General features: G+C 62.1%; 21 protein-coding genes. 5 read left to right on the forward strand and 16 right to left on the reverse strand.

Going from position 1 to position 25,327, the window contains the following annotated elements; genetic code table 11:
• Window positions 1-15: 15 nt before the first annotated feature.
• On the reverse strand, window positions 16-420 hold the full coding sequence (locus tag Q4G32_RS00370; protein ID WP_303348405.1) for a phage holin family protein: 405 nt from the start codon (window positions 418-420) through the stop codon (window positions 16-18).
• Between the two features lie 239 nt (window positions 421-659).
• Between Q4G32_RS00370 and Q4G32_RS00375 the strand changes: the two genes are divergently transcribed.
• Window positions 660-2,882, forward strand: coding sequence for an NADP-dependent isocitrate dehydrogenase (locus tag Q4G32_RS00375; RefSeq protein ID WP_303348406.1), 2,223 nt, complete (start codon window positions 660-662; stop codon window positions 2,880-2,882).
• Between the two features lie 111 nt (window positions 2,883-2,993).
• Here Q4G32_RS00375 and Q4G32_RS00380 read toward each other — a convergent pair whose 3' ends face one another.
• The 4 genes from Q4G32_RS00380 to Q4G32_RS00395 all read right to left on the reverse strand — a co-directional run bounded on the left by Q4G32_RS00380 (window position 2,994) and on the right by Q4G32_RS00395 (window position 6,377).
• Window positions 2,994-3,455 (reverse strand): VOC family protein, encoded by a 462-nt coding sequence (locus tag Q4G32_RS00380; protein ID WP_303348407.1) that lies wholly within the window; start codon window positions 3,453-3,455, stop codon window positions 2,994-2,996.
• 109 nt (window positions 3,456-3,564) lie between these two features.
• The gene (locus Q4G32_RS00385) at window positions 3,565-4,641 is read right to left on the reverse strand and encodes a diacylglycerol/lipid kinase family protein (RefSeq protein ID WP_303348408.1); all 1,077 of its coding nucleotides are present in this window, start codon (window positions 4,639-4,641) and stop codon (window positions 3,565-3,567) included.
• Between the two features lie 14 nt (window positions 4,642-4,655).
• Window positions 4,656-5,186, reverse strand: a complete 531-nt coding sequence (locus tag Q4G32_RS00390) for a LapA family protein (RefSeq protein ID WP_303348409.1) — start codon at window positions 5,184-5,186, stop codon at window positions 4,656-4,658.
• Between the two features lie 66 nt (window positions 5,187-5,252).
• Window positions 5,253-6,377, reverse strand: coding sequence for a patatin-like phospholipase family protein (locus tag Q4G32_RS00395; protein ID WP_303348410.1), 1,125 nt, complete (start codon window positions 6,375-6,377; stop codon window positions 5,253-5,255).
• A 373-nt stretch (window positions 6,378-6,750) separates the two neighbouring features.
• Here Q4G32_RS00395 and Q4G32_RS00400 point away from each other — a divergent pair, with 373 nt between their 5' ends.
• Window positions 6,751-7,881: a metallophosphoesterase family protein gene (locus Q4G32_RS00400; protein ID WP_303348411.1), complete on the forward strand. Its 1,131-nt coding sequence runs from the start codon at window positions 6,751-6,753 to the stop codon at window positions 7,879-7,881.
• Window positions 7,878-10,667, forward strand: coding sequence for an AAA family ATPase (locus Q4G32_RS00405; protein ID WP_303348412.1), 2,790 nt, complete (start codon window positions 7,878-7,880; stop codon window positions 10,665-10,667). The genes Q4G32_RS00400 and Q4G32_RS00405 overlap by 4 nt, the downstream gene beginning before the upstream one ends.
• Here Q4G32_RS00405 and Q4G32_RS00410 read toward each other — a convergent pair.
• Window positions 10,645-11,934, reverse strand: coding sequence for an AI-2E family transporter (locus Q4G32_RS00410; RefSeq protein ID WP_303348413.1), 1,290 nt, complete (start codon window positions 11,932-11,934; stop codon window positions 10,645-10,647). The genes Q4G32_RS00405 and Q4G32_RS00410 overlap by 23 nt on opposite strands.
• Before the next feature lie 12 nt (window positions 11,935-11,946).
• A complete protein-coding gene (locus Q4G32_RS00415) occupies window positions 11,947-12,783 on the reverse strand; it encodes a cytochrome b5-like heme/steroid binding domain-containing protein (protein ID WP_303348414.1) in 837 nt (278 codons plus the stop codon).
• A 247-nt stretch (window positions 12,784-13,030) separates the two neighbouring features.
• On the opposite strand from Q4G32_RS00415, the gene Q4G32_RS00420 reads away from it, so the two are divergent.
• Entirely contained in the window at window positions 13,031-13,918 is an 888-nt protein-coding gene (locus tag Q4G32_RS00420; RefSeq protein WP_303348415.1) for an alpha/beta fold hydrolase, read from the forward strand.
• Here the strand turns inward: Q4G32_RS00420 and Q4G32_RS00425 are convergent.
• From Q4G32_RS00425 to Q4G32_RS00465, 9 genes are all read right to left on the reverse strand, one after another.
• On the reverse strand, window positions 13,915-14,829 hold the full coding sequence (locus Q4G32_RS00425; RefSeq protein WP_303348416.1) for an NADP-dependent oxidoreductase: 915 nt from the start codon (window positions 14,827-14,829) through the stop codon (window positions 13,915-13,917). The two genes, Q4G32_RS00420 and Q4G32_RS00425, sit on opposite strands and share 4 nt — an antisense overlap.
• Window positions 14,830-14,892: 63 nt before the next feature.
• Window positions 14,893-16,236, reverse strand: a complete 1,344-nt coding sequence (locus Q4G32_RS00430; RefSeq protein WP_303348417.1) for a hypothetical protein — start codon at window positions 16,234-16,236, stop codon at window positions 14,893-14,895.
• A gap of 32 nt (window positions 16,237-16,268) precedes the next feature.
• Window positions 16,269-16,913 carry a hypothetical protein gene (locus tag Q4G32_RS00435; protein ID WP_303348418.1) on the reverse strand — a complete coding sequence of 215 codons (645 nt, stop codon included), beginning with the start codon at window positions 16,911-16,913 and terminating at the stop codon, window positions 16,269-16,271.
• Between the two features lie 260 nt (window positions 16,914-17,173).
• Window positions 17,174-18,103 (reverse strand): cation diffusion facilitator family transporter, encoded by a 930-nt coding sequence (locus tag Q4G32_RS00440; RefSeq protein WP_303348419.1) that lies wholly within the window; start codon window positions 18,101-18,103, stop codon window positions 17,174-17,176.
• 100 nt (window positions 18,104-18,203) lie between these two features.
• A complete protein-coding gene (locus Q4G32_RS00445) occupies window positions 18,204-19,517 on the reverse strand; it encodes a D-arabinono-1,4-lactone oxidase (protein ID WP_303348420.1) in 1,314 nt (437 codons plus the stop codon).
• Window positions 19,518-20,696, reverse strand: a complete 1,179-nt coding sequence (locus Q4G32_RS00450) for an amino acid deaminase/aldolase (RefSeq protein WP_303348421.1) — start codon at window positions 20,694-20,696, stop codon at window positions 19,518-19,520.
• A gap of 161 nt (window positions 20,697-20,857) precedes the next feature.
• Window positions 20,858-22,045 carry a winged helix-turn-helix domain-containing protein gene (locus tag Q4G32_RS00455; RefSeq protein ID WP_303348934.1) on the reverse strand — a complete coding sequence of 396 codons (1,188 nt, stop codon included), beginning with the start codon at window positions 22,043-22,045 and terminating at the stop codon, window positions 20,858-20,860.
• A 145-nt stretch (window positions 22,046-22,190) separates the two neighbouring features.
• On the reverse strand, window positions 22,191-23,411 hold the full coding sequence (gene fdhA / locus Q4G32_RS00460; protein ID WP_303348935.1) for a formaldehyde dehydrogenase, glutathione-independent: 1,221 nt from the start codon (window positions 23,409-23,411) through the stop codon (window positions 22,191-22,193).
• 208 nt (window positions 23,412-23,619) lie between these two features.
• Window positions 23,620-24,351, reverse strand: a complete 732-nt coding sequence (locus tag Q4G32_RS00465) for a CAP domain-containing protein (RefSeq protein WP_303348422.1) — start codon at window positions 24,349-24,351, stop codon at window positions 23,620-23,622.
• Window positions 24,352-24,783: 432 nt separating this feature from the next.
• Between Q4G32_RS00465 and Q4G32_RS00470 the strand changes: the two genes are divergently transcribed.
• On the forward strand, window positions 24,784-25,245 hold the full coding sequence (locus Q4G32_RS00470) for a hypothetical protein (protein ID WP_303348423.1): 462 nt from the start codon (window positions 24,784-24,786) through the stop codon (window positions 25,243-25,245).
• Window positions 25,246-25,327: the final 82 nt, after the last annotated feature.

Below are 25,327 nucleotides of genomic sequence, written 5' to 3' on the forward strand. Positions count from 1 at the left end.
CGAGCGGCGTCGTCGTCAGCGGTATTGCTGCACCGAATCCCCGCGGGCCACACCGCGCTGCGGTTCAAACATGCCCAGGATCAGGCTCACCACGGAAATGACCAGCGAGCCCAGAACTGCGGCTGGCCAAAAACCATCCACGTGCCAAGCGCCACCAAACCAACCCATGATGGCCGATGCCACCAGCAGCATGATCGCGTTGATCACGATCAGGAACAGCCCAAAACTGAGGATCACCAGACACCCGGTGAGGAACGTGAAAATGGGTTTGACCACGGCGTTGAGCGCCCCCAGAACTGCCGCCACCGCCACAATGGCCAACACTTGGGCCCCCACGCTGCTGTCCGTGATGTAAATCCCAGGTACCAACCAGGTTGCAGCGGCAACCGCAAGTGCATTGACCAACCAACGCCAGATCACGTGAACCTCCAGAACACACGAGTGAATCAATTGATGACCACTGTGCCCCACAAACCTTTGGACAGGGCGCGTCAACCCTGATGATCCGCTGACGGTGGACGGTCACACGGGTCCGCTGAACGTGGCCACGGGAGCGGAATCGGGTAAGTTTGAGGCTGATCGCATCCTGTATTCCGCGCGGCATTTGATCTGGCCGGCGCAGGACGCATGACGTCGCACACAAGGGAGTACCGACTCATATGCCCAAGATCATCTGGACCAAGACTGACGAAGCCCCGTTGATGGCCACCTACTCTTTCAAGCCGATTGTGGAGGCTTTTGCCACCGCGGCCGGTGTTGAGGTGGAGACCCGGGACATTTCGTTGGCTGGTCGCATCATCGCCCAGTTCCCGGAGCGTCTGTCCGAAGATCAGCGCATTGGGGACGCCCTGACCGAGTTGGGCGAACTGGCCAAAACTCCTGAAGCCAACATTGTGAAGCTGCCGAACATCTCCGCATCGGTGCCGCAGCTCAAAGCAGCGGTCAAAGAGCTCCAGTCTCAGGGTTATGACCTCCCGGACTACCCGGAGGACCCCCAGACCGATGAGGAACGGGATACCCGTGCTCGTTATGACAAGGTCAAGGGTTCGGCCGTCAACCCGGTGCTGCGTGAAGGCAACTCAGACCGTCGTGCCCCCAAGGCTGTGAAGAACTACGCCAAGAAGAACCCGCACCGGATGGGTGCTTGGAGCGCGGATTCCAAGACCAATGTGGCCACCATGGGGGTGGATGATTTCCGCGCCAATGAGGCTTCTGTGGTCATCCCCGCTGATGACACCGTGCAGATCCGCCTGCGGGACACCTCCGGCAACACCACGGTGCTCAAAGATTCCTTCCCCGTTCTGGCCGGTGAGGTTCTGGATGCCACCTTCATGTCCGCACGTGCCCTGGACGCCTTCCTTGCAGAGCAGGTGGCCCGGGCCAAGGAAGAAGGTGTGCTGTTCTCCGTGCATCTGAAGGCCACCATGATGAAGGTCTCCGACCCCATCATCTTTGGTCACGTGGTCAAGGCTTTCTTCCCGGAGGTCTTTGAGCAGCACGGGGTTCAACTGGCTGCCGCCGGGCTCTCCCCCAACGATGGCCTGGGGGCCATTCTTTCCGGACTGGACGCCCTGGATGACGACGACGCCGCTGCCGTGCGTGCCGGGATTGAAAAGGGTCTTGCAGAAGGCCCCGCGCTTGCCTACGTGAACTCCCACAAGGGGATCACCAACCTGCACGTGCCCTCCGATGTGATCGTGGATGCTTCCATGCCCGCCATGATCCGCACCTCCGGTCACATGTGGTCCAAGGACGACACCGAGGAAGACACCCTGGCCGTGCTGCCGGATTCCTCCTACGCCGGCGTGTACCAGGCTGTGATCGAGGACTGCCGCGCCAACGGTGCCTACGATCCCACCACCATGGGCACCGTGCCCAACGTGGGGCTCATGGCTCAGAAGGCCGAGGAGTACGGCTCTCACGACAAAACCTTTGAGATCCCCGCAAACGGTGTGGTTGAAGTGGTCAACAGCGCTGGTGACGTGCTGCTGTCCCACACCGTGGAGGCCGGGGACATCTGGCGCGCCTGCCAGACCAAGGATGCACCCATCAAGGACTGGGTCCAGCTGGCCGTGCGCCGTTCCCGTGAATCCGGGATGCCCGCCGTGTTCTGGTTGGATGAGTCCCGCGCCCACGACCGCAACCTGATCGAGAAGGTCAACACCTACCTTGCTGATGAGGACACGGAGGGCCTGGACATTCGCATCCTCTCCCCCGTGGAGGCCACCAAGTTCTCCATCGAGCGCATCCGCCGCGGTGAAGACACCATTTCCGTCACGGGCAACGTGTTGCGTGACTACCTCACGGACCTGTTCCCCATCCTGGAACTGGGCACTTCCGCCAAGATGCTCTCGATCGTGCCGCTGATGAACGGCGGTGGCCTGTTCGAGACCGGCGCCGGCGGCTCCGCACCCAAGCACGTCCAGCAGTTGGTGGAGGAAAACCACCTGCGCTGGGACTCTCTGGGTGAGTTCTTGGCCCTGGCAGCCTCCTTTGAGCATCTGGCCTCTCGGTATGACAACCCCCGCGCCCAGGTGCTGGCGGATGCCTTGGATGCCGCCACCGGCCGCTTCCTGGACGAAAACAAGTCCCCGTCCCGCAAGGCCGGGGAGATCGACAACCGGGGCTCCCACTTCTACCTTGCCCTCTACTGGGCCCAGGAGTTGGCGCAGCAGACTGAGGACGCCGAACTGGCTGCCGCCTTCAAGGACGTGGCCGCTGCCCTGAGCGACAACGAGCAGGTCATTGCGGAAGAACTGCTGGCCGTGCAGGGCACTCCCGCTCAGATCGGCGGGTACTACCAGCCCGTGGACGAGAAGGCCTTTGCCGTCATGCGCCCCTCCGCCACGTTCAACGCCGTGATCGACGGCATGAAGGGCTGAGCACCTAGCTGCGGGTGAGCTTGTCACCACGACGCCCCGGGTTCCCGTACTTTCTCGGGAACCCGGGGCGTCGTCGTCGTACCGGGTGTTGCGCCGGGTGCGCCGGTTTACTCAGGCGTGCGCCTGGGAGTCAGCGCGATCTTCGGCATCCTGCCCGCGTTCCATGGGGACGGAGATCTGCCAGTTGATGCCGTAGCGATCCGCGCACCAGCCAAACTTGGGGCTGAACGGATACTCCCCCAGTTCCATGAGAACCTGACCACCTTCCGTCAGCGTGGACCACGCGTGGTCCACCTCCTCCTCCGTGTCGCATTCCACGGTGTAGGAGTGCGCGGGGCTGAAGCCGAACTGATGGGCATGGGCGCTGTCCATGACCCGCACAGGTACACCGGCAATCACGGCCTCGGCCTGCATCACGGTGCCGGGGGTCTCCTCCCCCGCGCCCTCTTCCCAGCGGTTGATCCAGCCCAGGCTGGAATTGGGGAATGCCGAAATCCACAGCTCCAAAGCGGCCTCAGCGTGACCGTGCTGGTCATTGGCAAACATCAAAGTGGGGGTCATGCTGGCGCTCATGGTGCTCCTTGGTGAGGCATCGCGGTCGGTATCGGGTTGTGGGGTCGGCTCTGGGCTGTGCTGTGTCCTGAGTCGGGACACAGCGTAACGGGCCATTGACCGGCCACCGTCAATTGCTGTGCTGCGTGTGGTGGACAGGTGGTGGACCGGGACTGGGGTGGGGCCGCTGCTGTGCGGGTACGGCCACCCACAGGCAACGTGGCTCCACGCGGACGTGAACTTCCGTGGTGAGCCCCAGGAAATCGCCGTCAACTTGCAGCGCCACCGGACAAGGTGTGCGCAGCACTGCTGAATCCACGGTGCGGTAGGTCAAGGCTCGCGCATCTTTTGCCTTGCCACGCAGCCCGTGGAAGGCAACCCCTGCCCAGTCAGTGAGTCTGGCCGGGGTGCTCAGCAGCATTTCCAGATGACCATTTTGTGGATCTGCTTCTGGGAACACGGAGATTCCGGCTGGAATCCGGGAGGTGTTGCCCCACAGAACAGACCAGGCGGTCACGTGCCGGCTCGCTGCCCCGTCCACACTGAGGGTGTAGTCCTGCGCAGTGGCCGCCAGGTGACGTGCCCCGGTACGCAGGTAAGCCATCCACCCGAGCTTGCCTTTGGTGGCCTCGGAGGTTTCGGCCACCGCAGTGGCATGGTGGCCCACCCCTGCGGCCGCCAAGAAAGACTGACTCTGCCACGTGGTCTGTTGCCGAGCATCCTTGGATACCGCGGTATTGACCCTTGGCCGCTGCACCCTCCCCGCAGCGGTGCCCTGCGCCCCCGGTTCTGCGGTGGGGTGGATGCGCCAGGTCAGTTCCGGGACATCATGAAGTTGTGGGGCCTCATGCAACGCACGGTGCACGGCACGTTGCACCCAGGTGCGTCCCGTCACCCGCGTGGCAGCTAACCCCAGATTCAAGGCAAAGAGGTTGGCTGTTCCGGTGGGGATGATTCCAAGTACGGCCTGGGTGGATTTCAGCCCTGCGGCTACCTGACGTACCGTGCCGTCACCGCCCACCACCACCACACGCTGCGCACCCCGTTCCACGGCCCACTGAGCCTGCGCGCGCCCCGGTTCCGCCACCGTGGTGTGCACGATCTCAGGCTCCGGCCATCCCGCCGCGCGGCACTGTTGAATCAACGTTTCCCGCACCGCAGTGGCATGACGGCGAGCGGGATTGATGATCCCCACAACACCGGTCACGGTGGGCCGACCGCTCAGCGCAGGGTGCGCTTGATCGACTCCCGTTCTTTCTCCAGCTTGTGCAGACGGCGGGTGACCACAATCAATCGGATGGAACCCACCATGGCCATGATCAAACCACCGGCCACGGCGGCCAGCAGCATGGCCACCCCCAGTGGCAAGTTGAACTCCCAGGCCATGTAGGAAATCAAGACGTCGTTCATGTTCTGCAGGACGAACACCAACAGGAGTACCAGCAGTACCAAACCAATGATCAGAGCCACCCAGGTGGCGCCTGTGGCTCCTCCCCTGGCACGTCCGTCCAATGCTGGATCAAGCTCGGGCTGCGGCTGTGCGGCACGGTTGTCCTGCGCCACCGGCCGCTCGGCCTCCGGGCTGGTATTGCGCCGACGGTTCTCAGCAGGCCGCGTCTCCTGGGGGGTCTGCGGCGATTGCGAAGCCGGGGCATTCTGCACGGGCTGTTGACCGGCCGCTGGATTCTGCTGGCCGGATGGCTCTTGCCACGGGGTTTGGCCCGGCGTGTTGCCGGCGGGGTGCTGGGACATCGCTGCCTCCAAAGGGTCAAGGATGGGGACGGTTCATCAGTATTCTTCAGGTTACATTCCAGCTGGTCATAATCCAGCGCGGTCCAATGCCTCCACAGCCATGCGACGCCCCACGGCAATGACTTCTTGGGCACGGTCAAAATCAAAAGTGGCACAGACATCCGAGGGTACGGAGACCAAAACATCTGGGGGTTGGACAGCAAGACGGGGCAGTTCAATGGCCGTCTGCATGACCTCCAAGGCGGAAACCATCATGTCCACGGTTGACAGGTCCTTGGGCAGAGCCTCAAAGGCGCTGGACCACTCCGGTCCAGGTTTGCCGGAATGCCGCCCGCCCAGCCACCGGCTCTCCGCGTGGTCCTCCGCACCATCCTGTTTGCGTGTGCGCAGAAAAGCTGCTGACTCCCGCCACGGTTGGGCCACGCGCTCTCGCCACCGACCTGCCAATCCGGCAGACATGGACGCAGACGACGGCGACGCACCGGAGCCGCCTTGCGACCCCCGACCACCGGATGGAGATGGCGCCGCCACACCGTCAGGCAGCGTGAGCAGATCCTCCGTTGGCGGATCAATCTGCTCATCTTGACTGGTGGGGCCCTGCTCCGTGTGCAATCCGGTGTCCACGCTCTGTTGACCCAAACCAGGTCTGTTACGGCCGAACAGGGACACCGCCACGGTGGCCTCCGAGATGAAATGGGAGGAGGCATCCACCGGCAACGGATTCAGAATCCCACCATCCGCCAGCAGACGCCCCCGGTACACCACGGGAGTGATGGCCGTGGGAATGGCAATGGAAGCCCGGACCGCGGTCAGCAGCGGACCGTCATGGAACCAGACCTCACGGCGATTGGTCAGATCCGTGGCCACGGCCGTGTAGGGAATGGGAAGCTCCTCAATACGGATGTCCCCGATCAAGGAATGCAGCTTGTCCATGAGCCGGTCGGATTTGAACAACCCCGGACCTGACACGGACAGGTCCGCGTACCGGAAAACCTCGCTACGCTTCAGCGGTTCCACAAACGCCCTGAAATCCTCCAGCGCGCCGGCTGCATACATGCCGCCCACCAGCGCCCCCATGGAACACCCTGCAATGGAGACAATCTGATGTCCACGGTGCAGGAGTTCATCAATCACACCAATGTGGGCATAACCGCGTGCGCCACCTGATCCCAGCACCAAAGCAATTTCCACGGTGACTCCTTCCCACGGTTGACCAATCACTGTCCACAGCTGGCTCATGACTGTTCGCCAGAGCTGTTGTCCACCGGTGATTTCACCCCGGGCTCCGGCAGGGGCCCGGGCAACGTGCACCTCCGATGGCTTTCAGTCTGGCACCCCTGACTGACAGCGCAACTGCTCAGGATGGCAGTCGGCCGTTCCCCCGTGCGTTCCGGATGCGGCGTCCGGGGTGCTTTCCGGTTGTTCTCCGGGTGCTCTCCGGGCACCGATTCGGAAGTGGCGCTGTGATGTCGGAGCCCTCCTTTAGGCTCGGTTTCACCGGACGGGCCAGCTCTGCGGAGCCCATGCCCGGTCCAGGTTCAGTGGTTCACATCAGGAGGTTCCCGTGGTTCGTTTCATCCACACCAGTGACTGGCAGTTGGGCATGACCCGTCACTACCTGGATGCTGATGCCCAACCGCGGTTCACGGCAGACCGCATCCGGACCGTGCGCCGAATCCTGGAACTGGCTCATCAACGCCACTGTGACTTCGTGGTGGTGGCCGGAGACGTGTTTGAACACCCCAACCTGGGGCGGCAGGACATTGGGAGAGCCATGGAAGCCATGGGGTCTCAAGCAGTTCCCGTTTTCCTGCTACCTGGTAATCACGATCCCTTGGGAACCGGGTCCATGTGGAGCTCTCCGCTGGTCCAAGAACTGTTACCGGCCAACGTGACCGTCCTGGATCGTGTGGGCACATGGCCCGTTGCCTCAGATGTTGAGCTGGTGGCGGCTCCCTGGTCCTCCAAACGCCCGGACTCTGACCCGGTGGCCGGCTCGCTGGCCGGGATTCCGGCAGACGGGACCGTGCGCATTGTGGTGGGTCACGGGATGTTGGAGGAGCTGGAACCGGACAAGACCTCACCCGTCATGGTGCGCCGCGCGCCCCTGGAGGCTGCACTTGCGGCAGGGCAGATTCACTACGTGGCCTTGGGAGATCGCCATATTCGCTGGCCAGAAGATAGCCACGGTGCCATTCACTACTCAGGAACCCACGAAAGCACGGACTTCCGGGAACCGGGCCGGGGACAGGTGCTGGAGGTTGAGTTGGAGCCGGGCCACGCGCCGTCCATCACGTCGCTTCCCGTGGGCAGTTGGCAACACGTGGTGATCGAGCGGCAGCTGAACACCGCTGCGGACTTACAGGAACTTGCTGATGCCATGGATGCCTTGGACCCCAAGGAGAACATCATCCTCAAAACAGCGTTCACGGGATCGTTGACCGTCTCTGAACATGCCCATTTGGATGAGATCCTGGAACAGCGGCATGAGCTTTTTGCCTCCGTGCAGCAGTGGGAGCGGCACACAGAGTTGGCTGTGGTTCCTGACAACGCCGAACTCGCCCAGGCCCAATGGGGTGGCTACGTTCAGCAAACCTTGGAGGAGCTGATGGCACGTAGCCAGAATGATGGTGACCCTGCCGCCCAAGATGCTCTGCGCCTCTTGATTCGTTTTGCCGGGGGCGTGCGCGCATGAGACTGCACAGCATTGAACTGACCAACTTCAAAGGCGTGGAAAACCGTCGCGTCGACTTTGCCGAACACGGTGTGACCGTGTTGGTGGGCCAGAACGAAACTGGCAAGTCATCCGTGATTGAAGCGCTGGATCTGTTGTTGGATCAATTGCCCACCGCCAAGAACAAACACACCAAAGCCGCTCGCCCCCAGGGCCGGGATGTGGGAGTGGCTGTTGAAGCCGAACTGACGCTGGACAACCAACGTCTGCGGTACGGGAAACGGTGGTGGTTGCAGCCCGGGGCCGAACTCGAATACCTCTCCGGCCCCAAAAAGGGCCACAAAACCACAGGTCGGGAGGCTCACGACGCCGTACGGCAGCTCATGGAGCGTAGTGATCTGACTCTGTGGCATGCCCTGCGTGTGCTGCAATCGGGGCACCGCGCCCAAGATTTCAAAGGCTCTGCCAGTCTGCGGCGGGCTTTGGAAGCCGGGTCGGAAACCACTGAACAGGACGATTCGTCGTCGTTGACGGTCTTGCAGGCCGCGCAGGCGGAACGGGCAAAATACTTCACGGAACAGGGCCGGGAAAAGTCCGACACCGCAGCCCTCCGGCGTCGTTTTGACCAAGCGGTGCAGCGGGTTGACAGTGCCCAGGCTGAATTGGATCGGATCACTCAATCCGTTGCCGCCTTTGACCGGGCTGCTGCGGACACCCAGGCTGCCCGTGAAACAGACAAGCGCGCTCGGGAGGATCTGGCTCATGCTGAAACTGCCGCGGCCGAGGTGGAGCAGCTGCGGAACCAACGCACGCACGCGGAGCAAGAACTGGAGCAGGTGCAACTGCGCACCGAGCATTCACGTGCGGAGTGGACGGCTCGCCAGGTACTGGTTCAAGAGGTCCAAGCTGCCAGGGAACTGCTGACGGAGTTGGAAGCGTCCCTGGCAGAACAGTCCGGAGCTGCCGCACAAGCAGATGAACTCGCGGCGCAGGCGCGGCGTCGGCTGGGACGGGACAGAGACTCCGAGCTCGCGGCGCGCAGACGTGAAAAAGCGGCTCGCGCTGCTGAGCGGCAAGCCTCTGATGCTCATCGGCTGGCGGAATTGGAAACGGTGGCGCGCCAGTTGGACGAGCTCAGGGCGGAAGCCGCAACTCTGTCCACCTATCAAGTCAGTGGCATCACCACCGACCAAGTGGAGGCTCTGGATCGAGCACAACGGGCAGTGGAGTTGGCGCAAACTCAGCTGGATGCAGGATCAGCACAGGTGACGCTCACGGCATTGCATGCCGAAACCACGGTCACCGTGGAGGGCATCCCCACCACCCTGGACCCGCAACACCCCGTGCAACGGGCCGTCACAGAGCCCTTGCTGGTGGAACTTCCGGACCACTTGCAGATCTTGGTGGAGCCAGAGGACGGCCTTCATGACCGGCGTGCCACAGTTGAAGCTGCCCAGGACGCCATGGATGCTCTTCTGGCTGCGGCCGGTGTGGATTCGCGGGAGACTGCCCACCGCCATCACCAGGAGGATCGCCAGCACGCTGACACATTGGCTTCCTGGGAGCAACGTCGAGCCCTGGTGCTGCGGGGACAAGAGGAAAGTGCCCTGCGCTCAGAGATCGCGTCGTTGCGGGGACGCACCACGGCCCGTGCCACTCACGGCCCTCATGAAACGGGCCAGAACGGAGCAGACACAGGGGCAGCCACAGCTGGCCACACGGACGTGGAATCCAGCACCGGAACGGCTGCTCTCCAACCTGTCTCCGCATCCGATCTGGCAGCTACAACGGATGAACAGGAAGTCTCCTTGCTGCCGCTGCCGGAGGGGGCGGACCCTGAAGCATTGCGTGTGGCGGTCGCCAGCGCTGAAGCGGACTGGGCAGATGCGCAGGATGCCGTGACCCGCAGTGAGCAGGTCTTTGCGGATGCGGAGAAATCTGCCCAGCAAGCGCAGTTGGTCCTGGCCCAAGCCAGGACACACCGGGATTCAACACAGCACCGCCAGAAGGAACTGACGCAACGGTTGACTCAGGCACGGCAGGACAAGCCAGATGGTGAGTTGGAGAAAACTCACCATGCCCAGCTACAACATCTGGATCAACTGCGTGCCCACCGTGATCGGCTGGAGGCACAGTGGAGCGCCGGAGACGCAGACGGCGTCCTGCTGCAAGCTCGGGGGCACAGGCAGCGTGTGGCCACCGCCAAGGACACCCTGGAGGCAGCACGTGCCACCCAATCCCGCGCAGAGGGCGCCTTGGAAGGCTTGAACCGGGATGCCATGCAGCGCGAATTTGACAGCGCCCTGACCCAACGGGACGCCTTGGACCGGGAACTCACCAGTTACTTGCGCCGTGCTGCCGCCGCCAAACTTCTGGCCGACACCCTGGAACACTTCCAGGCGGAGGCGCACCGGAAATACAACGCACCGTTCCGGCACCAACTGGAACAGTTGGGTCGCACTGTTTTTGGTCCCACCTTCCAGGTGGAATTGGCCGATGATCTCACCATCACGCGCCGGAGTCTCCACGGAACGTGGTTGGACGTGACAGCTCTTTCCACGGGCGCCCAGGAACAGCTGGATGTGCTCATTCGCCTTGCCGTGGCCACGCTGGTAGACGCCAACGACGGCGTCCCCGTGGTCCTGGATGACACACTGGGCCACTCGGATCCTGGTCGGCTCATCAGCATGGCAGCTGCCCTTCAAGCCGCCGGCTCCGTTGCTCAGGTGATTCTCCTGACCGCCACACCTGATCGTTTTGCCGCACTACAGGCGGCCAAAACCATCAGGATTCAGGACGATCAGTAACCTCCGCGGAGCCATCAACGGGTTCCCCTGGGTCTTCGGCGGTCTGCGGAAGCCCCTGTTCAGGGGCGGTGACCGCTACTTTGCGCCGTGTACCGCTGATCCACCGGGCCAATCGACCCTGCGCAGCACGGGCGGCATTGGCTTGGTGGGATGGCAGTCCATCCTCCGGTGTTGCCGCAATCAGTGCGTTGACAAAGCGGGCCTGCGGGTTGGGATCAATCAGCAGTGCCTTGACCAACAGCGTTGCGGGCAGCGCCAACAGGGCCCCCAACGGCCCCAGCACGGCAGCCCACAGCAACACTGAGATGAAGGAAACTGTGGGGGTCACACCAACGGCGTCGCCGGTGAACTTGGGTTGAATGAAGGACTGCATGACCACGTTGATGACGCTGAATCCAATCACCACAAGCAGTGCGTCCGTCCACCCTCCATCCAGCAGGGCCATCAAAGCCGGTGGCACCATACCGATGATGAACCCGATATTCGGAATGTAATTGGACACAAAAGCCAGCACCGCCCATACACCGGCCAGTGGAACACCCAGGATCACCAGGTAACCCAAATCCATCAGAGCCACAATCAGACCAAAAATTGTGGTGACCACCCAGTACCGGCGCACGCCGGCCGCAAAGTTCAGCAGGGCACGTGCGGTGGCTGGTTTCTGCCGGATGATCACCCGCATCCGGCGGGTGATGGTCATGGAATCCATGGTGAGGAAGAACAGGACCGTGACTATCACAGCCATCATGGCCGCAACGCCGCTGATGTTGGAGGCAACACCTACCAACCAATCCGTGGAGAAACTCACAATGTTGCTCACATTATTTTGCAGATTGGCGGCAACACCCTCAGTGGTGACACCGAACTGACCTAGCCAATTCAGCAGGTCGGTCCACATCACTTCAAACTGCCCTGAGTAGGAGGGCAGTTCGCGGATGAGAGCAAAGATGGCCCAGCCGATGGAGTAGAAGAAGGCCACCAGGGCCACCAAAACTGTCACCAGGGACACCGCTGCGGCTGCCCAGGTGGGCCAGTGGTGAACCCGTACCAGCCAGGCGTGCAGCGGATGGACAATGATCACCATGTTGATGGCAAAAAACACCGGGGCAACCAGCGCCGCATAATGCGTGATGCCCTGGAGCGCCAACAAGGCCGCGGCAACCCCCACCAGGATGATCACCAGGTGAAGGCCACCGCGGCCTGCCGGGTCCGCTGCCTCGTGAACGGTGGCAGCGGCGCCGGAATCGGTCTTGCGTGAGGAGGCCATGGGGCCAGTCTGTCAGGAGTTCAATGTTCCGATCTGATGTTCTGCCAGAGCGGCCTTGGCTTCGTCATTGTTACCGTGTTGACGGGCAAAGGCATCGGTGGCGTCAGTGCCGCACAGACCGGTGATGGCACTCTGCCCACCCGGATGCTGAGCAATCCAATCCGTGAGGTCATAGACATTGTTGTCCACTGCGGCCCAGCAGTCCGAGGAACTGGAGTGTTCTTCCACATCGGACATGGTGTAGCCCGCGGCTGTTGCTGAGGAAGCTGTTGCATCCGCCGTAGCTGGTTGGGATACGGCGGAGGCACTGGCGGCGTCGTCGGTGCTGCTGGAGGTGGCGGCGCCAACCGTGCCACCCCAAACCGCCTGGGCACCCGAATGGCCGGTGAGGACAGCCAGCACAATGACTGCCACGGACAGAGCCGCCGTGATGAAACCCAAGATGGCGGCCAATCCCCCGCCGGAACGTGAGGCTGAGGAGTCCGCGGTGGCGGCGCGCGCAGTGGAGCGGCGGGCCACTGTCCACCACACCACGGCCAGCACCAGGAAGATCACGGAGACCACCATCAAGCGATCCCCCCACTGCGCGTGGGATTGCGGCTCCCCCACGGTTTGCGCCAGCGCTTCACCGGATTCTTTGGAGATGTAGGTGGCCGCCACTCCGATGATCGCCCCGATCACCCCGAGCCCCAGGAAACGCCTGCGTACGGCCGGTACAAAGGCCGCCAGCAACAGCATCAGGGCGGACAGCGGCAAGAGCACCACTGCAATGTGAACTACCAGCGGGTGCAGCGGAAGATCCCCCACTGAGGAAAAGACCGATGATTCAAACGGCAACTGAATGTGCATGTCGCAATGCTAAAGGCCCGCAATGGTTGACATGACCATATTTCAGGACTTCCGGCGTTTCATCAGGTAATTCAGATCATTCAGCTGAGGCTTTCCTTACCGTCCGCACCCACACCCGGTACACGCTCCGTCCCTGCACCATCACTCTGCCCGCTCCGGGGAAGTTGGCCTCCACCCCTGGGGAGTTGGTCCACGTCCGTCCCTGCTGAGTTGACCCCGGTGCCGAGTGCAGCGCACCCTACATCCCATGGATCACCATGCAGCGGTACACCCGCTGGGGGAAGAGCACTGGGCTACCACGCGGGACGGGCGTCTCTTGTACTACATGAGCCGCGGACGCGGCCCCGTCACCGTGGTTTTTGAGTCCGGCATGGGTTTTTCCCGCAACATCTGGGGATTGGTGGCCCCCACCATTCGGGGGCAGGCCCGTGTGGTTGTCTATGATCGCGCGGGGTTGGGCCGCAGCCCGGACTCACCGCATCGGCGCACGCTCCATCAACTGGCAGATGACCTCAGCGATCTGCTGTCCGCGTTGGGGCAGGGGCCGTTTGTCCTGGTTGGACACAGTTGGGGTGGACCCATTGTGCGGACCCTGGCGGCTCGGAATCTCCACCACGTGGCCGGGCTGATCCTGGTGGATCAAAGTGATGAGCACTGGACCACGGACATTCGCCCGGACCCGGCATGGCAACGCACCATCTTCCATTGGATTTTGCCCGCCGTGGCAGCGGTGGGTTTGTACCGACTGGTGGGACCACGGCTCTCGCCGGGGCGCCATCAACCGCCTGCCGTGGCTCATGACCACGCTCGGGAAGACTTCACGCACCGTGCGGCGCGCACCCTGGTGGCGGAAGATCGCCCGTACACGCAGCAGATGCAACGGCTCCATGCGCGTTCGCCCCAGCTGGGCACCTATCCGGTGATCCTGATTTCCGGCACCAAGCCCGTGCGCCTTCCGCTCCTGGGGCGTTTGCGGCGGGAGCTGAACGCCGCCCACCGGCGATCAGCAGACAGCGCACCCAACGGGTACTTTGTGCCCGCTGCCAACTCCCACCATCAGGTGATGTTCACGGACCCGGAAGTCATCACCACCCAGGTTCACCACATCCTGGATCAGCTACCCGATCTGGATTAGTCCGCCACTCGAATCAGAATCTTGCCCGTGCCGCTGCCCTGCTGGTTGTAAGCGAAAGCCTGCGCCACCTCATCGAGCTCAAAAGTGCGATCAATGGCAACATCCAGCGCGCCGTCCTCCACCATGGACAGCAGTAATTCCAAGCGGGCACCATCCGGACGCACCCACACCCAGCTGCCGCCCGCTTGGACATAGGCAGGATCGGCAATGGAGGCCAGAGCTGCGCCGTCGCGGACAACGACCTGGCTCACGCTCAGGGTCTCTCCCGCAAAATCAGCCACGGCGTCAAAGCCATCGGGGTTGAGCTGCGTCAAGGTCGCTTGAAGCTCATCACCGTAGGCCACCGGGACAGCACCCAGTTCCCGTAACTTTTCGTGGTTTGCCCGTGATGCCGTTCCCACCACTTCAGCGCCGCGTGCCAGTGCCATTTGGGTGGCCAGGTACCCCACCCCGCCGGAGGCGGCGTGAATCAGCAACCGGTCCCCCGTACCAACTTCCAGGGTTTCCAACGTCCGCAGTGCGGTCAGGCCCGTGAGCGGCAAGGCGGCTGCGACGTCGTCGGACACCGAATCCGGGACATGGGCCACGTGATCGGCCCATACCGTCACGTACTCCGCAAAGGTGCCTGCCTGGTTGATTTGCTTGCGCGCGTAGGCGGCCACCCGGTCACCAGCGCTGAATTCGGGCACGTCCGGGCCCACAGCATCCACCACACCGGCCACGTCCCACCCCGGAATCACGGGAAAGTGACTGTCCATCAGGACATCCAAGCCCCCCGCCATCAGCTTCCAGTCCACGGGATTCACCGCTGCGCGGGTGACCCTGATCCGAACCTCACCCGGACCAACCTTGGGCTGGTCAATTTCAGCCAGATCAAGAACTTCATTGCTGCCGTACTGGTCATAAGTCATTGCACGCATGTGGGTACAACGGTCTGAGAGCCACGCAGATTCCGCGGGTGAGGCGCGGTGTGATCAGTCAGACTTCTTGACGCCGTTGACCACGGCCAGTTCATTCGGGGTTTCCGGCAGATCAAAGGTGTCCACCACGGTGCCGGTCTGCACGTTGACCACATGCAGTTTCTGCCGGGCAGGCTCCGTGACATAGGCGTAAGCGCCGCTGACCTGCACTGCTGGGCCGGGCTGTTGCCAGTTTTCGTTCTCCTCCCACGGTTCGGTGACCTCCACCCGCTCAGTGATCTCCCCGGTCTGGGGGTCAATGATGTTGAGTTGGCCGTCATAGGTGAGCACCACACCTTGCCCCTCGGCACCGCGAGCCAAGGAACGGAACCAGTACGGGGAACCCAAGTCCACCGTGGTCATCTGATCGCTCCTGGTGTCCAGCAACCCCACCCGCGTGGGCCGCTCCAATTCAGCATCCGCATCCACTTTGTAATCCGTGAGCACCACGGGCGACCCCGGAGCAGCAAACTGATTACCGGAACGCTGATAGCTCTGGGGCACCGCGACTTTGTGGAACTGGCCATCACGGAACACCACGGGCCCGTTCTCGCACCCAAAACTGACGACGTCGCCACCCTGGCCTCCGTGGTCAGCCCCGGTCACCACAGCTTCACCGTGCACCCCGGGGCAATCCGTGGTCTGTGCCGTCACGTTGCCCTGGGCATCCAGGGCTTGAATGGTGTGACGGGACTGTTCAGTGCCCTGCGTGACCAGCAGTCCACCGTCAGAAATCGGTATGGCCACACCGTGATGGCTGTCCTGCGTTGTGTACTCGGTCAAGTAATTCTTGCTCTCGGCATCGTTGGCCACGGACTCGGCATTTTCACCAAAGGCCGACGTCTCCACCACCTGAACTTGACCCGTTCCATCCGCGAACAGCGCCGTACGACCGTGGTGACTCACCACGTGACCCGCTTCCGATGCCTCAAATGCCGCCCCGGTCCATGCCGGATCCTGCTGGTAATAGTGGTCGTGATCGCCGTGCTCACGGGTGATCAGTCCGGAATCCAGAACCCTGAATTGGTCCCCACCGGTAACCATCAGGTGCCGCCCGTCGCCGGCATGGTTGAGCCGTAGGAAACCGGGGGTTTCCACGGCGCCCTGCACCTCACCCGTGTTGCCGTCCAGAGCCAGCACACCGCCGTCGTAGGTCACAAAAATGCGCGGGGTCAGGGCAGCAACTTCCTGGCGTGACTCTCCTGCCTGTGCAGAACCCTCCGCAGAGGCAGCTGATGTGTCGGTTGTGCCACGAGCATCAGGGGTGCTGCTACCAGCGCCGGTGCTGCAGGCAGTCATCATGAGGGCCGTTGCGGCCAGGACGGAGGTCAGTGTGACGGTACGGGTGCGGTTCATCATGACCACACCCTAATCGCTATTGCGAATGATTCTCAATTAGGGGTTAGAGCTTGTTCCTGCCCGGCCACCGCATTCGGCCCGTACAGCTGATGAGCGCGGCGCATGATCTCCAGGACTTCAAGCTGCTGGCGGCCAAATTGCTGCGGGAGTGAGTGCACCTCCACACCCGCAAATGAATCACTGCGGCGCATGGCTTCCCGGCGCGGCCCCAGCGCACGGCGCGCGGAGAGCTCAGCCTCCGGGGTCAGGGTGTAACACGCCAACAAAGTCGCAGAGGATGGGCGGAAAGCCCCGAACCACCGAATCCAGATTTCATCCACGTCCACCCAACGCACCGAATCTCCACGGGTACGCGGGCCCACGCGTCTGACCTCAGTGAAGAAGCCACCCTGAGTGATCACCAGGCGCTCCCGCGCTCGAACGCCGGAAACGGCGGTCACGCTGGCAGCCCCGGCGGCAAGCGCCACCACCAAGGCGGCCCAGAACCCCGGTTCACGGACGGCCGTCTGGAGACCTCCAGACATCACCACCACCGTGACGGCCACCATCAGCAGCAGTGCTGTGAGCAGCACCAGAACAATCAACATCCACACGTGGCGATGCCTGGCTGCGGAGAAGGAGACCTTGCCTCCCCGCTCCAATTGATCCAGCACAGCCACCACCATCCCCTCATCCAAGTTCGGCGCCAGTCTTCGCCGAGCTTTTGGCCCCACAGCCCATACCCCCACTCCCCCATGAGCGCGCCACAACGCGTCCTTTCGGAGTGGCAGAACTCCGAATTTCCATTACGGTAAAGGATGCGCTCACATAGATTGCAATATGTCGCTATGCGACACATTGCGGATCGTCCCACATTTCAGGGGTGACGCGGGATTTCCGCAATCACATCCTCTACGGGGAAACGCTGGACAAGGCAAAACAGGGGCGCCATGTTGTCTCAGGCGGGGACGGTCGGCGGAGCCTTGGTGGTGAAGGAAACCGTGATCCAGCTGTGTGGATCATGGCCGTCAAGGCGAGCGCGAACGTCGTCGCGGATTCGGTCCCAATCCTCCAGGGGGCGCGGCGCCATGCCCGGTTCGGCGTAAAACACAATGTCAATGGTTCGCGCGCGCCCCTGCCGCGAGGCATAGGCGCGGTAATGCGGCAAGCCTTCCTGCTGCGCCACGGCGGCTGCCACCTCTTGGGCTTGCTGCTGCAGATCTGCTGGGGTCACCAAAGCAATTTCAGCCACCGATTTCCGCAGGACCGTGAAGGGAACGGGCAGCAGCACCATCGCCACCACAGTCAGGACCGCCGGATCCACGTAGGGCATCAGCCATTCCGCCTGGGTGCCTTCCAGGAACATGCCAAGCACAAAGGCGATCAGCAATGCGCCGGTCACCCCACCGGCCATGAGCCACCCCTTGACGTCCATGGCCACCAAAGCTGACTGGATGCGCCTGTTGGCGCGGTGTTCCACCACACCGATGACCAGGGTGATCACCACGACGACGGCCGCGTAACCCACCGCCGGACCAAAATTGATCTCCCGGCCACCCGTCAAGAGTGACGAAATGGCCTGAAAGAGGGCATAGGCCGTCACCGAAATCATCATCAAGGCATTGACCGCCAACACCAGGGGCTCAAAATGCCAGAAACCCATGTTGAAACGGTCCTGTGTCCGGCGAGAAAGCGTGTTGCTGGCGGATTTGGCGATCAGTCCCGCCAACATGATGGACACCACAGACATGACAGCGTCCACCAGGGAGAACACTCCGTCAAACATGATGGCAAAGGACCCGGAAACCAGCCCGAATCCGATCCCCAAAGCGGACAGAACCAACACCGCCACCAGGGAAATCTTGAGGGCTTGTTGTTCGGTGCGCATGGTGGTTACTCCTGGAAGTGTTGGCGCGGAATGGGGCAGCCCATCACTGTAGCTGACCCCACCCAGACTGACCCCGCCCAGGGGGCCCACCTACGGTGCTTCAGACCCCCAGAACGCTGTCAATGTAGTCATTGCCGAAAATCTGCTGGGGGTCCAAGCGAGCGCGCAGCTCCACGGCATCTGTGAACCGCGGATAGAGCTCAGCCAGTTCCGACGCTGCAAGGCGGTGCACTTTGCCCCAGTGCGGACGGCCCCCAAAAACAGCGTGAACAGCCTCCACCGCCGCAAAGTACTGGCGGTGATCCGCGCTTCTGTGCTGATGAACCGCAATGTACCCCGTGGGACGTCCGTGGTTGGAGGCAAGCCAGGCCGTATCCGGGGCTGCGCAGCGCACTTCAACGGGAAACGTAACCGCCATCCCTTTCCGGCGCAGCACCGAGCGAATCTCTCCCAGCGCCGCCGGGACGTCTTCCAGCCGCAGAGCATATTCACATTCGGCAAATCGGACTCTACGGGGGCTGGCAAAAAGTTCATGGGAGGCCCTGGTTCTGGGTGGAGAATGCCACACAGAAGTGGCGATTTCATTCATGATCGGAACACTGCGCGGGACTCGGGCCCCAACACGACATGCCAGGTCAAAGACTGTGTTCCCCAGAATCTCGTCATTGACAAAAGCGGCCACACCGCGGTTTGACGTATGAGGCTGCCGCCCTGGGGCAAGCCGGTGAGAGGTTTTGGTCACCACTCGGTTGCTGTGGCCGAACCAGAAGAACTCAAAATGATCCACCTGCCGGCAGCGCTCTTCCCAGGTCTGCATAACATCAGCCAGCGGTTCAACCTTTTCCACCACGGAGAGGTCAAAGGCATCCACCAGTTGCAGCGTGACTTCTGTGATGATCCCGTAGGCACCCAGGCCCACACGCAGGGCATCCAGAAGTTCGGGGCTGCTTTCATCCACCACAAGTTCTTCCCCGGTTCCGGTGAGCAACCGCAGCCCCACCACTTGGGAAGCCAACCCGCCAAAAGCCAATCCCGTTCCATGGGTTCCTGTGGAGATGGCGCCGGAAACAGTTTGCCGGTCAATATCCCCCAGATTCTGCATGGCAAGCCCGGTGGGCGCCAATATCCGGGGCATTTCCCACAGGTGGGTGCCAGAACGCACCGTGATGCGTTTCTGTGCTTGATCCGTGGCGACCACCCCGGACCATGAACTGAGGTCCAATCGGATATCAGGGGCCACCGCTATGGAACTGAAACTGTGCCCGGCACCCACGGCTTTCAATCGCCGACCACTTTGCACAGCACAAGCAACCGTGGTGCGTAATTCCTCTTCCGTGCGAACAGCCACCACCTCTTCTGAGGTGCATTTCTCCAGGCCAGACCAGTTACGCCAGGAGACAGCGTGTTTTTTCACCTAAAATGCCTTTCCTTCTCCCCGGTAGGTGGGCACGGTGTTCATGATCTTTGCGCTGTGGATCAGATGCAGATCATTGACGTGCTCACACAATTCACCCGCCTTGGTGTGGCGCATCCACACCCTCGTGCCGATACCGGGCTGATGCCCGCGAACGGCCAACGGGGTCTGAACTTCACCGGCACCCTCGGCCGCCAACAACTTCAGCCCGGGTGGCCAAACCGGCACCGGAAGCCGGTCAGAGCCACTGGCTCCGGAGGCCACCCAGCCACCGCCATAGACAGTGACCAGCCCGGGTGCGGGATGGCGGACGACGTCCACCGCGAACAAAGCCGCCGCACGCGGTCTGAAGCTGCGGTAATGATCAAAAAGATGCGGTCCGAACAGTCCCGAGCCCGCAGCCACTTCTGTGACCGCACCCTCTCTGGCTGTGGTGTCCAGTGATCCCGTTCCACCGCCGTTGACGAATTCCAGCGGCGGTTGCCCCATGCGAGCCAGCACCTCCCGCACGGCGTGGACCGCCTGAGCACGTCGCCTGGCAAGTTCAGCGACCGAAAAGCGCTTCATCACCCGTACCGCCGGGCTGGAATCTGTCACGCCGGCAATTTGTGCTTCATAGCCCATCAACCCCACCACCCGGTAGCGCTGACCGGCGTTGATGCGCTGCACCACATGATCTGTCAGGGCCACTGCCTGGTGGGGAGTGTGGATGGGTGAACGCCGCGCCCCCAGGTGCAGCTTTCCTGCGCGCAGGGAGCAGTCAAGATCCACACACAGTTTCAGGGCGTGGGAACGCTGTGGCGCAGCGCGCTCCAGGAACTCCAGTTGGTCCGGATGATCCACCATCAGCGTGATGCGTTCGGCAAGTTGGCGCTCCCCCGCCAAGGTGCGCACGGCTTCCCGCTGTGTGGTGGGGTAAGCCACCACGACGTCGTCGCTGACCCCGGAGTGCACCAAGTGGATGGCTTCAGGCAGGGAGTAGGCCAAGATGCCGTTGAAGCCGGGGCGTGCCAGGACATGGCGCAGGATGGCGGTGCAGCGCACGGACTTGCTGGCCACCCTGATGGGGAGGCCCCGTGCGCGTTGTACCAGATCATCCGCGTTGGCATTCAAGGCATCCAGGTCAACGACGGCAAACGGGGCCTCCAGGCCCCCACCGTGTGACACATGCTCATCCACAGCCTGATTGAGGCCAGCAAAAAATACTGAGTGTGCGGCCTGTGAGGATCTGCGCACCACACTCTCCCGGATCAGTCCACCGTCATGTCCGATGGGTGACGGTATTCACATGAGGTGAACACCTGAGACCAACCTAGCGCCCAGCAACCTTTGGTGGAGCCTCACTCCGGGGATGACTCACACGTGTCAACTTCTTCCAGCTGTAACCATTGCGCCAAAGCACGTAATTGATGCTCCAGGGCCACCTGCGCTTGCAGCGGAGCATGCGGTTCCCACGTGCACCGTTGGACCCGCAATACACCAGCGGCCCGGTCAGCTTTGAGATCAACCCGGGCCACCAGGGAATCACCGTAGAGAAAGGGAAGAACGTAATAGCCGTGAATGCGCTTCTGAGCCGGCGTGTAGATCTCCAGGCGGTATTTCATGCCAAACAAGGATTCCGTGCGTTCGCGCTGCCAAATCAGGGAATCAAAAGGGCTCAACAAGGCTTCCACATGGGCACTTCTCGGTTTCCGCGCGGTTGAGTGCAAGTACACCGGCCCTTTCCACCCGTCCACCTGCACCGTCTCCAACTCTCCCTGCTCCACCAAGTAGGCCAGCGCTTGGGCAGATTCGGCCGCTCCCAGACGAAAATAGTCCCGTAGACATTTGGCGGTGCCGATCCCGTGGGCGTGTGCCGCCACGCGCATCAATTCCACATGAGCCTGGGCGCTGTCCGGCGCTGAGTCCACAGACAGGATCTTGTCTGCCACCACGTAGCGGCGTTCAAATTGCGCCGTCCGGCCAGTACTTGTGATCTCCCCGGCCCAGAACAGATACTCCAACGCGGTTTTGACCGCGCTCCAATTCCAGCCCCAATGGTCACGGCGCTGAGGAAGGTCAAGATCCAACGCCACATCCAGCCCCTTGGCCGTGATGGGGCCTCTCACTCGTACCTCTTGGAGGACTGCGGCCACCAGGTCGGGACGCTCGCGCTGCATCCTGCGCATGCCGCCCCACGCCTCATCTCTGGCCCGTTCCATGCGGAAGTTCAACAGCGGCCAGGTACTGGGTTGAATCAAGCTGGCTTCATGCGCCCAGTACTCGACCAACCGGTGTGGGCTGCGGTCCCGCATGGCATCCAGGCGGGACGTGTCATAGCCACCCAGCCTGGAGAAGAACGGCAGGTAGTGACTGCGTGTCAGGACATTGACCGAGTCAATCTGCACCACTTTGACCCGCTGCATGACACGATTCAGGTGCCGGGTGGTCACCGCACCGGGGTCAGGCCGCGGGTCCAGAAAACCCTGAGCGGCCAGGGCAATACGGCGGGCTGCGGCCGCAGAGAGCTTGGGCCCACCCGTTTCCATGGTTCTCACCCTGCCACGGTAAAGCATGCAGGGGGCCAGGGGACGCATGCGCCCCTCGCCCCCTGCTGCGGCCTACCGGCCCCATGCTTCTGGTTGAACTCCGCCAGACGTTGGGAGCCTCAGTCAGGCTGAACTGACCCTGGTGTCAGGAGACTTTTCCGGTCAGCCCGTGCGGGTCAATCACGAACTTCTTGGCCACCCCTGAATCGAACTCCGCGTAACCCTGCGGGGCCTGGTCCAATCCAATCGGTGTGGCATTGACCGCTTGGGCAATGTTCACCTTGTCATGAAGAATCGCCTCCATGAGCTGCCGGTGATAGCGCATGACGGGGCATTGTCCGGTGGTGAAGGACAGCGATTTGGCCCAGCCCAAACCAAGCCGCAGGGACAGCGAACCCTCCTTGGCGGCGTCGTCAACACCTCCCGGGTCACCGGTGACATAGAGCCCTGGAATTCCCAGCGCACCTCCGGCTTTTGTGATGTCCATCAGGGAGTTCAGCACTGTGGCTGGTGCTTCCGATGCACCCGCTCCATGCCCGCGGGCTTCAAAACCGACCGCATCCACACCGCAATCCACTTCCTCGTGCCCCAAAATCCTTGCGATGCCTTGACGAGGGTCTTCCTGAGACACATCGACCGTTTCGCATCCGAAAGCCGCTGCCGCTTCCAAGCGTTCGTCAACCATGTCCGCCACGATCACCACAGAAGCACCCAACAGTTGCGCCCCGACTGCAGCGGCCAGGCCAACGGGTCCGGCGCCCGCAATGTAAACGCTGGAACCAGGGCCCACACCTGCTGAGACCGCCCCGTGGTAACCGGTGGGGAAGATGTCAGACAGCATGGTGAGATCCAAGATCTTCTCCATGGCCTGGTCCCTGTCAGGGAATTTCAGAAGGTTCCAGTCCGCGTAAGGAACCAATACGTACTCAGCCTGGCCACCAACCCATCCACCCATGTCAACATAGCCGTAGGCGCTGCCGGGGCGGTCCGGATTGACGTTGAGGCAAATTTCCGTTCGCCCTTTTTTGCAATTGACGCAGCGGCCACAGGAAATGTTGAACGGAACGGAACAGAGGTCACCTTCTTTGATGAACTCGACCCCCGGCCCCGTCTCCACCACCTCCCCCGTGATTTCGTGCCCAAGAATCAGACCGTCCGGGGCTGTTGTTCGCCCCCGCACCATGTGCTGGTCCGAACCACAGATGTTGGTGGTGACCACTTTCAAGATGGCCGCGTGCGGCAGCTGGCGCCCCACATTGGCTGGATTGACCCCCGGCCCGTCCTTCAACTCAAAGGTGGGGTAGTCAATGTCCACCACCTCCACAATCCCTGGACCCTTGTACGCAACAGCACGGTTGTTCGACATCATGACCTCCTTGTCATGGTGGTGTCCGAGCAGCGAAATCCGGGGACCGGAACCCGCCGTACCCACAACCTCATGTTCTATGGCATGGATCACATTGGTCAAGAGATCCCCTGAAGCCCGAAGGGGTGAGGGGGCGCATGCGTCCCCTCACCCCTTCACCAGGCGAGATCTGCAGATCTCCGTCAGGCTTGCCCCCGTGGCCTGCGACTCAGTAGGAGCCGAAGTTCTGAGTGGCGTACACGTATCCGTTGGAGGACTCAGCCAGGCTGAAGCCAATGGCATTGAGGTCCGGATTCATGATGTTGGCGTAGTGGCCCGGGCTGTTCATCCAGAAGTTGTAGAAGTACTGCGCGGTCTCCTGCACTGACTTGCCGGAGGTGACGTCATAGGCCACGTTCTCAGCCATGTTGGTGGAACCAGTGGCCTGGGTCTGCTCAATGAACGTGGGGCTGTGGCTGGCCGAGTTGCTGGCGGCCATCTGCTGAGACCATCCGGCGGCAATGGCGGTCAGATCGGCATTGGTGCTCAGCGGAGCCAGTCCGGCTTCTGCGCGAGCTTGATTCATCATGCCCAGCATCTCCTGCGCCACCTGATCTGAGAACGACGACGTCGCAGCATCCGAGGTGGTCGTGGTGGTGGACTGCGTGGTGACCTGGGTTCCACCATCCGTGGTGGCGGAATCTGTGGCGGGCGCCGTCGTGACCTGCGCTGAGGGTTCAGCCGCCTGGCCAACGTCCTGGCTGTTGACCTGCGGTGCGGCCACGGACTGGAAGCTGATGTTCTGAGCCTGGGCTTCCTGACGCTCCGGTTGCGCTGCGGCGGAGAAGCTGGAGGGCGAAACCTGCTCAGCGCCCCTGAAGCAATCGGCGGCTGATGCCGGCGCTGCGGCGGCGCCGGCCAGAGCCAAAACGGCGGCGGTGGTGACCAGGGTCTTCTTCATGGCGAATCCTTCGCGGTGGACGGTGGCCGCCTGGGGCGACCAGACTCAGCGCGGTGCTGAGATGCCGATGAACGTACGGAGCCCAACGGCGTCTCAGCAACCCAAATCTGGTCGCCAGCGTTATTAAAACGTGATGTTTTCGTTATCTGAATGTTATCTGGGAACTAGCCCAGAGGCCCTCTTCCGCGTCAGCGCGGGCATCGCAGGGCAACCGCCACATCCGATCCAACCCTTCCTGGGAAAACCCTCAGAATTGTTGATGCGTCATCAAAAATCCACGGCTTCCGGATGCTTTCTAATCATCCCCTCCACGGAGCATGGACAAAACCTGAAGGGGTACAGCCTGCCCCACGCACCATGAATCGGGTGTGGGAATCAGGTGTGGCAATCGAGTGCAGCAACGCGGTCGGCAAAGTTATCCACAGGTTGAACATGACCCGTGCATCGGGTGCGGGTAGGGCGCAGCATGAATACATGAGCTTTGAAGACCTACCCCAGAACTGGTCCACACTCCCTCTGAACACCCCCGGATTGGGGGCTGATGTGGTGGACCTGATTGTCAGCATCAGCGACCGACATCAGAACACCATGCTGGTGGAGCTGTGCGATTCCCACGGTGTTGGTCATCCAGCGCCCATCAAGATCGGTGGCATGCACTGGAGTTGTTCTGATGCCGAGCGAACTGAAGTTGCCACCTCCATTGCCCAGCTGGTGGAACATGGTCCGGAGGATGTGGGGGCCATGCTGGTCGCAGTCTCCTCCCCGCACACCTTGCCTGCCACGGTGACGCAGGCTTGGCATGAGTCCATGACCGCCGCACTCCAGAAGGCCAACTGCCGTCTTCTGGGCTTCTATTCGGCCACTCCCCAAGACGTCCGGGAGGTCACGGGGTAGCGCCACTGCGCAGAGAGGTGGGGGGGGGGGCCGCCGCGGGGGCCAGCGCAGCCCCCGCCCGCGCCGGTGGGGGTGGAGGACT

It is taken from the genome of Kocuria sp., assembly GCF_030538595.1.
Classification (GTDB): Bacteria; Actinomycetota; Actinomycetes; order Actinomycetales; family Micrococcaceae; genus Kocuria.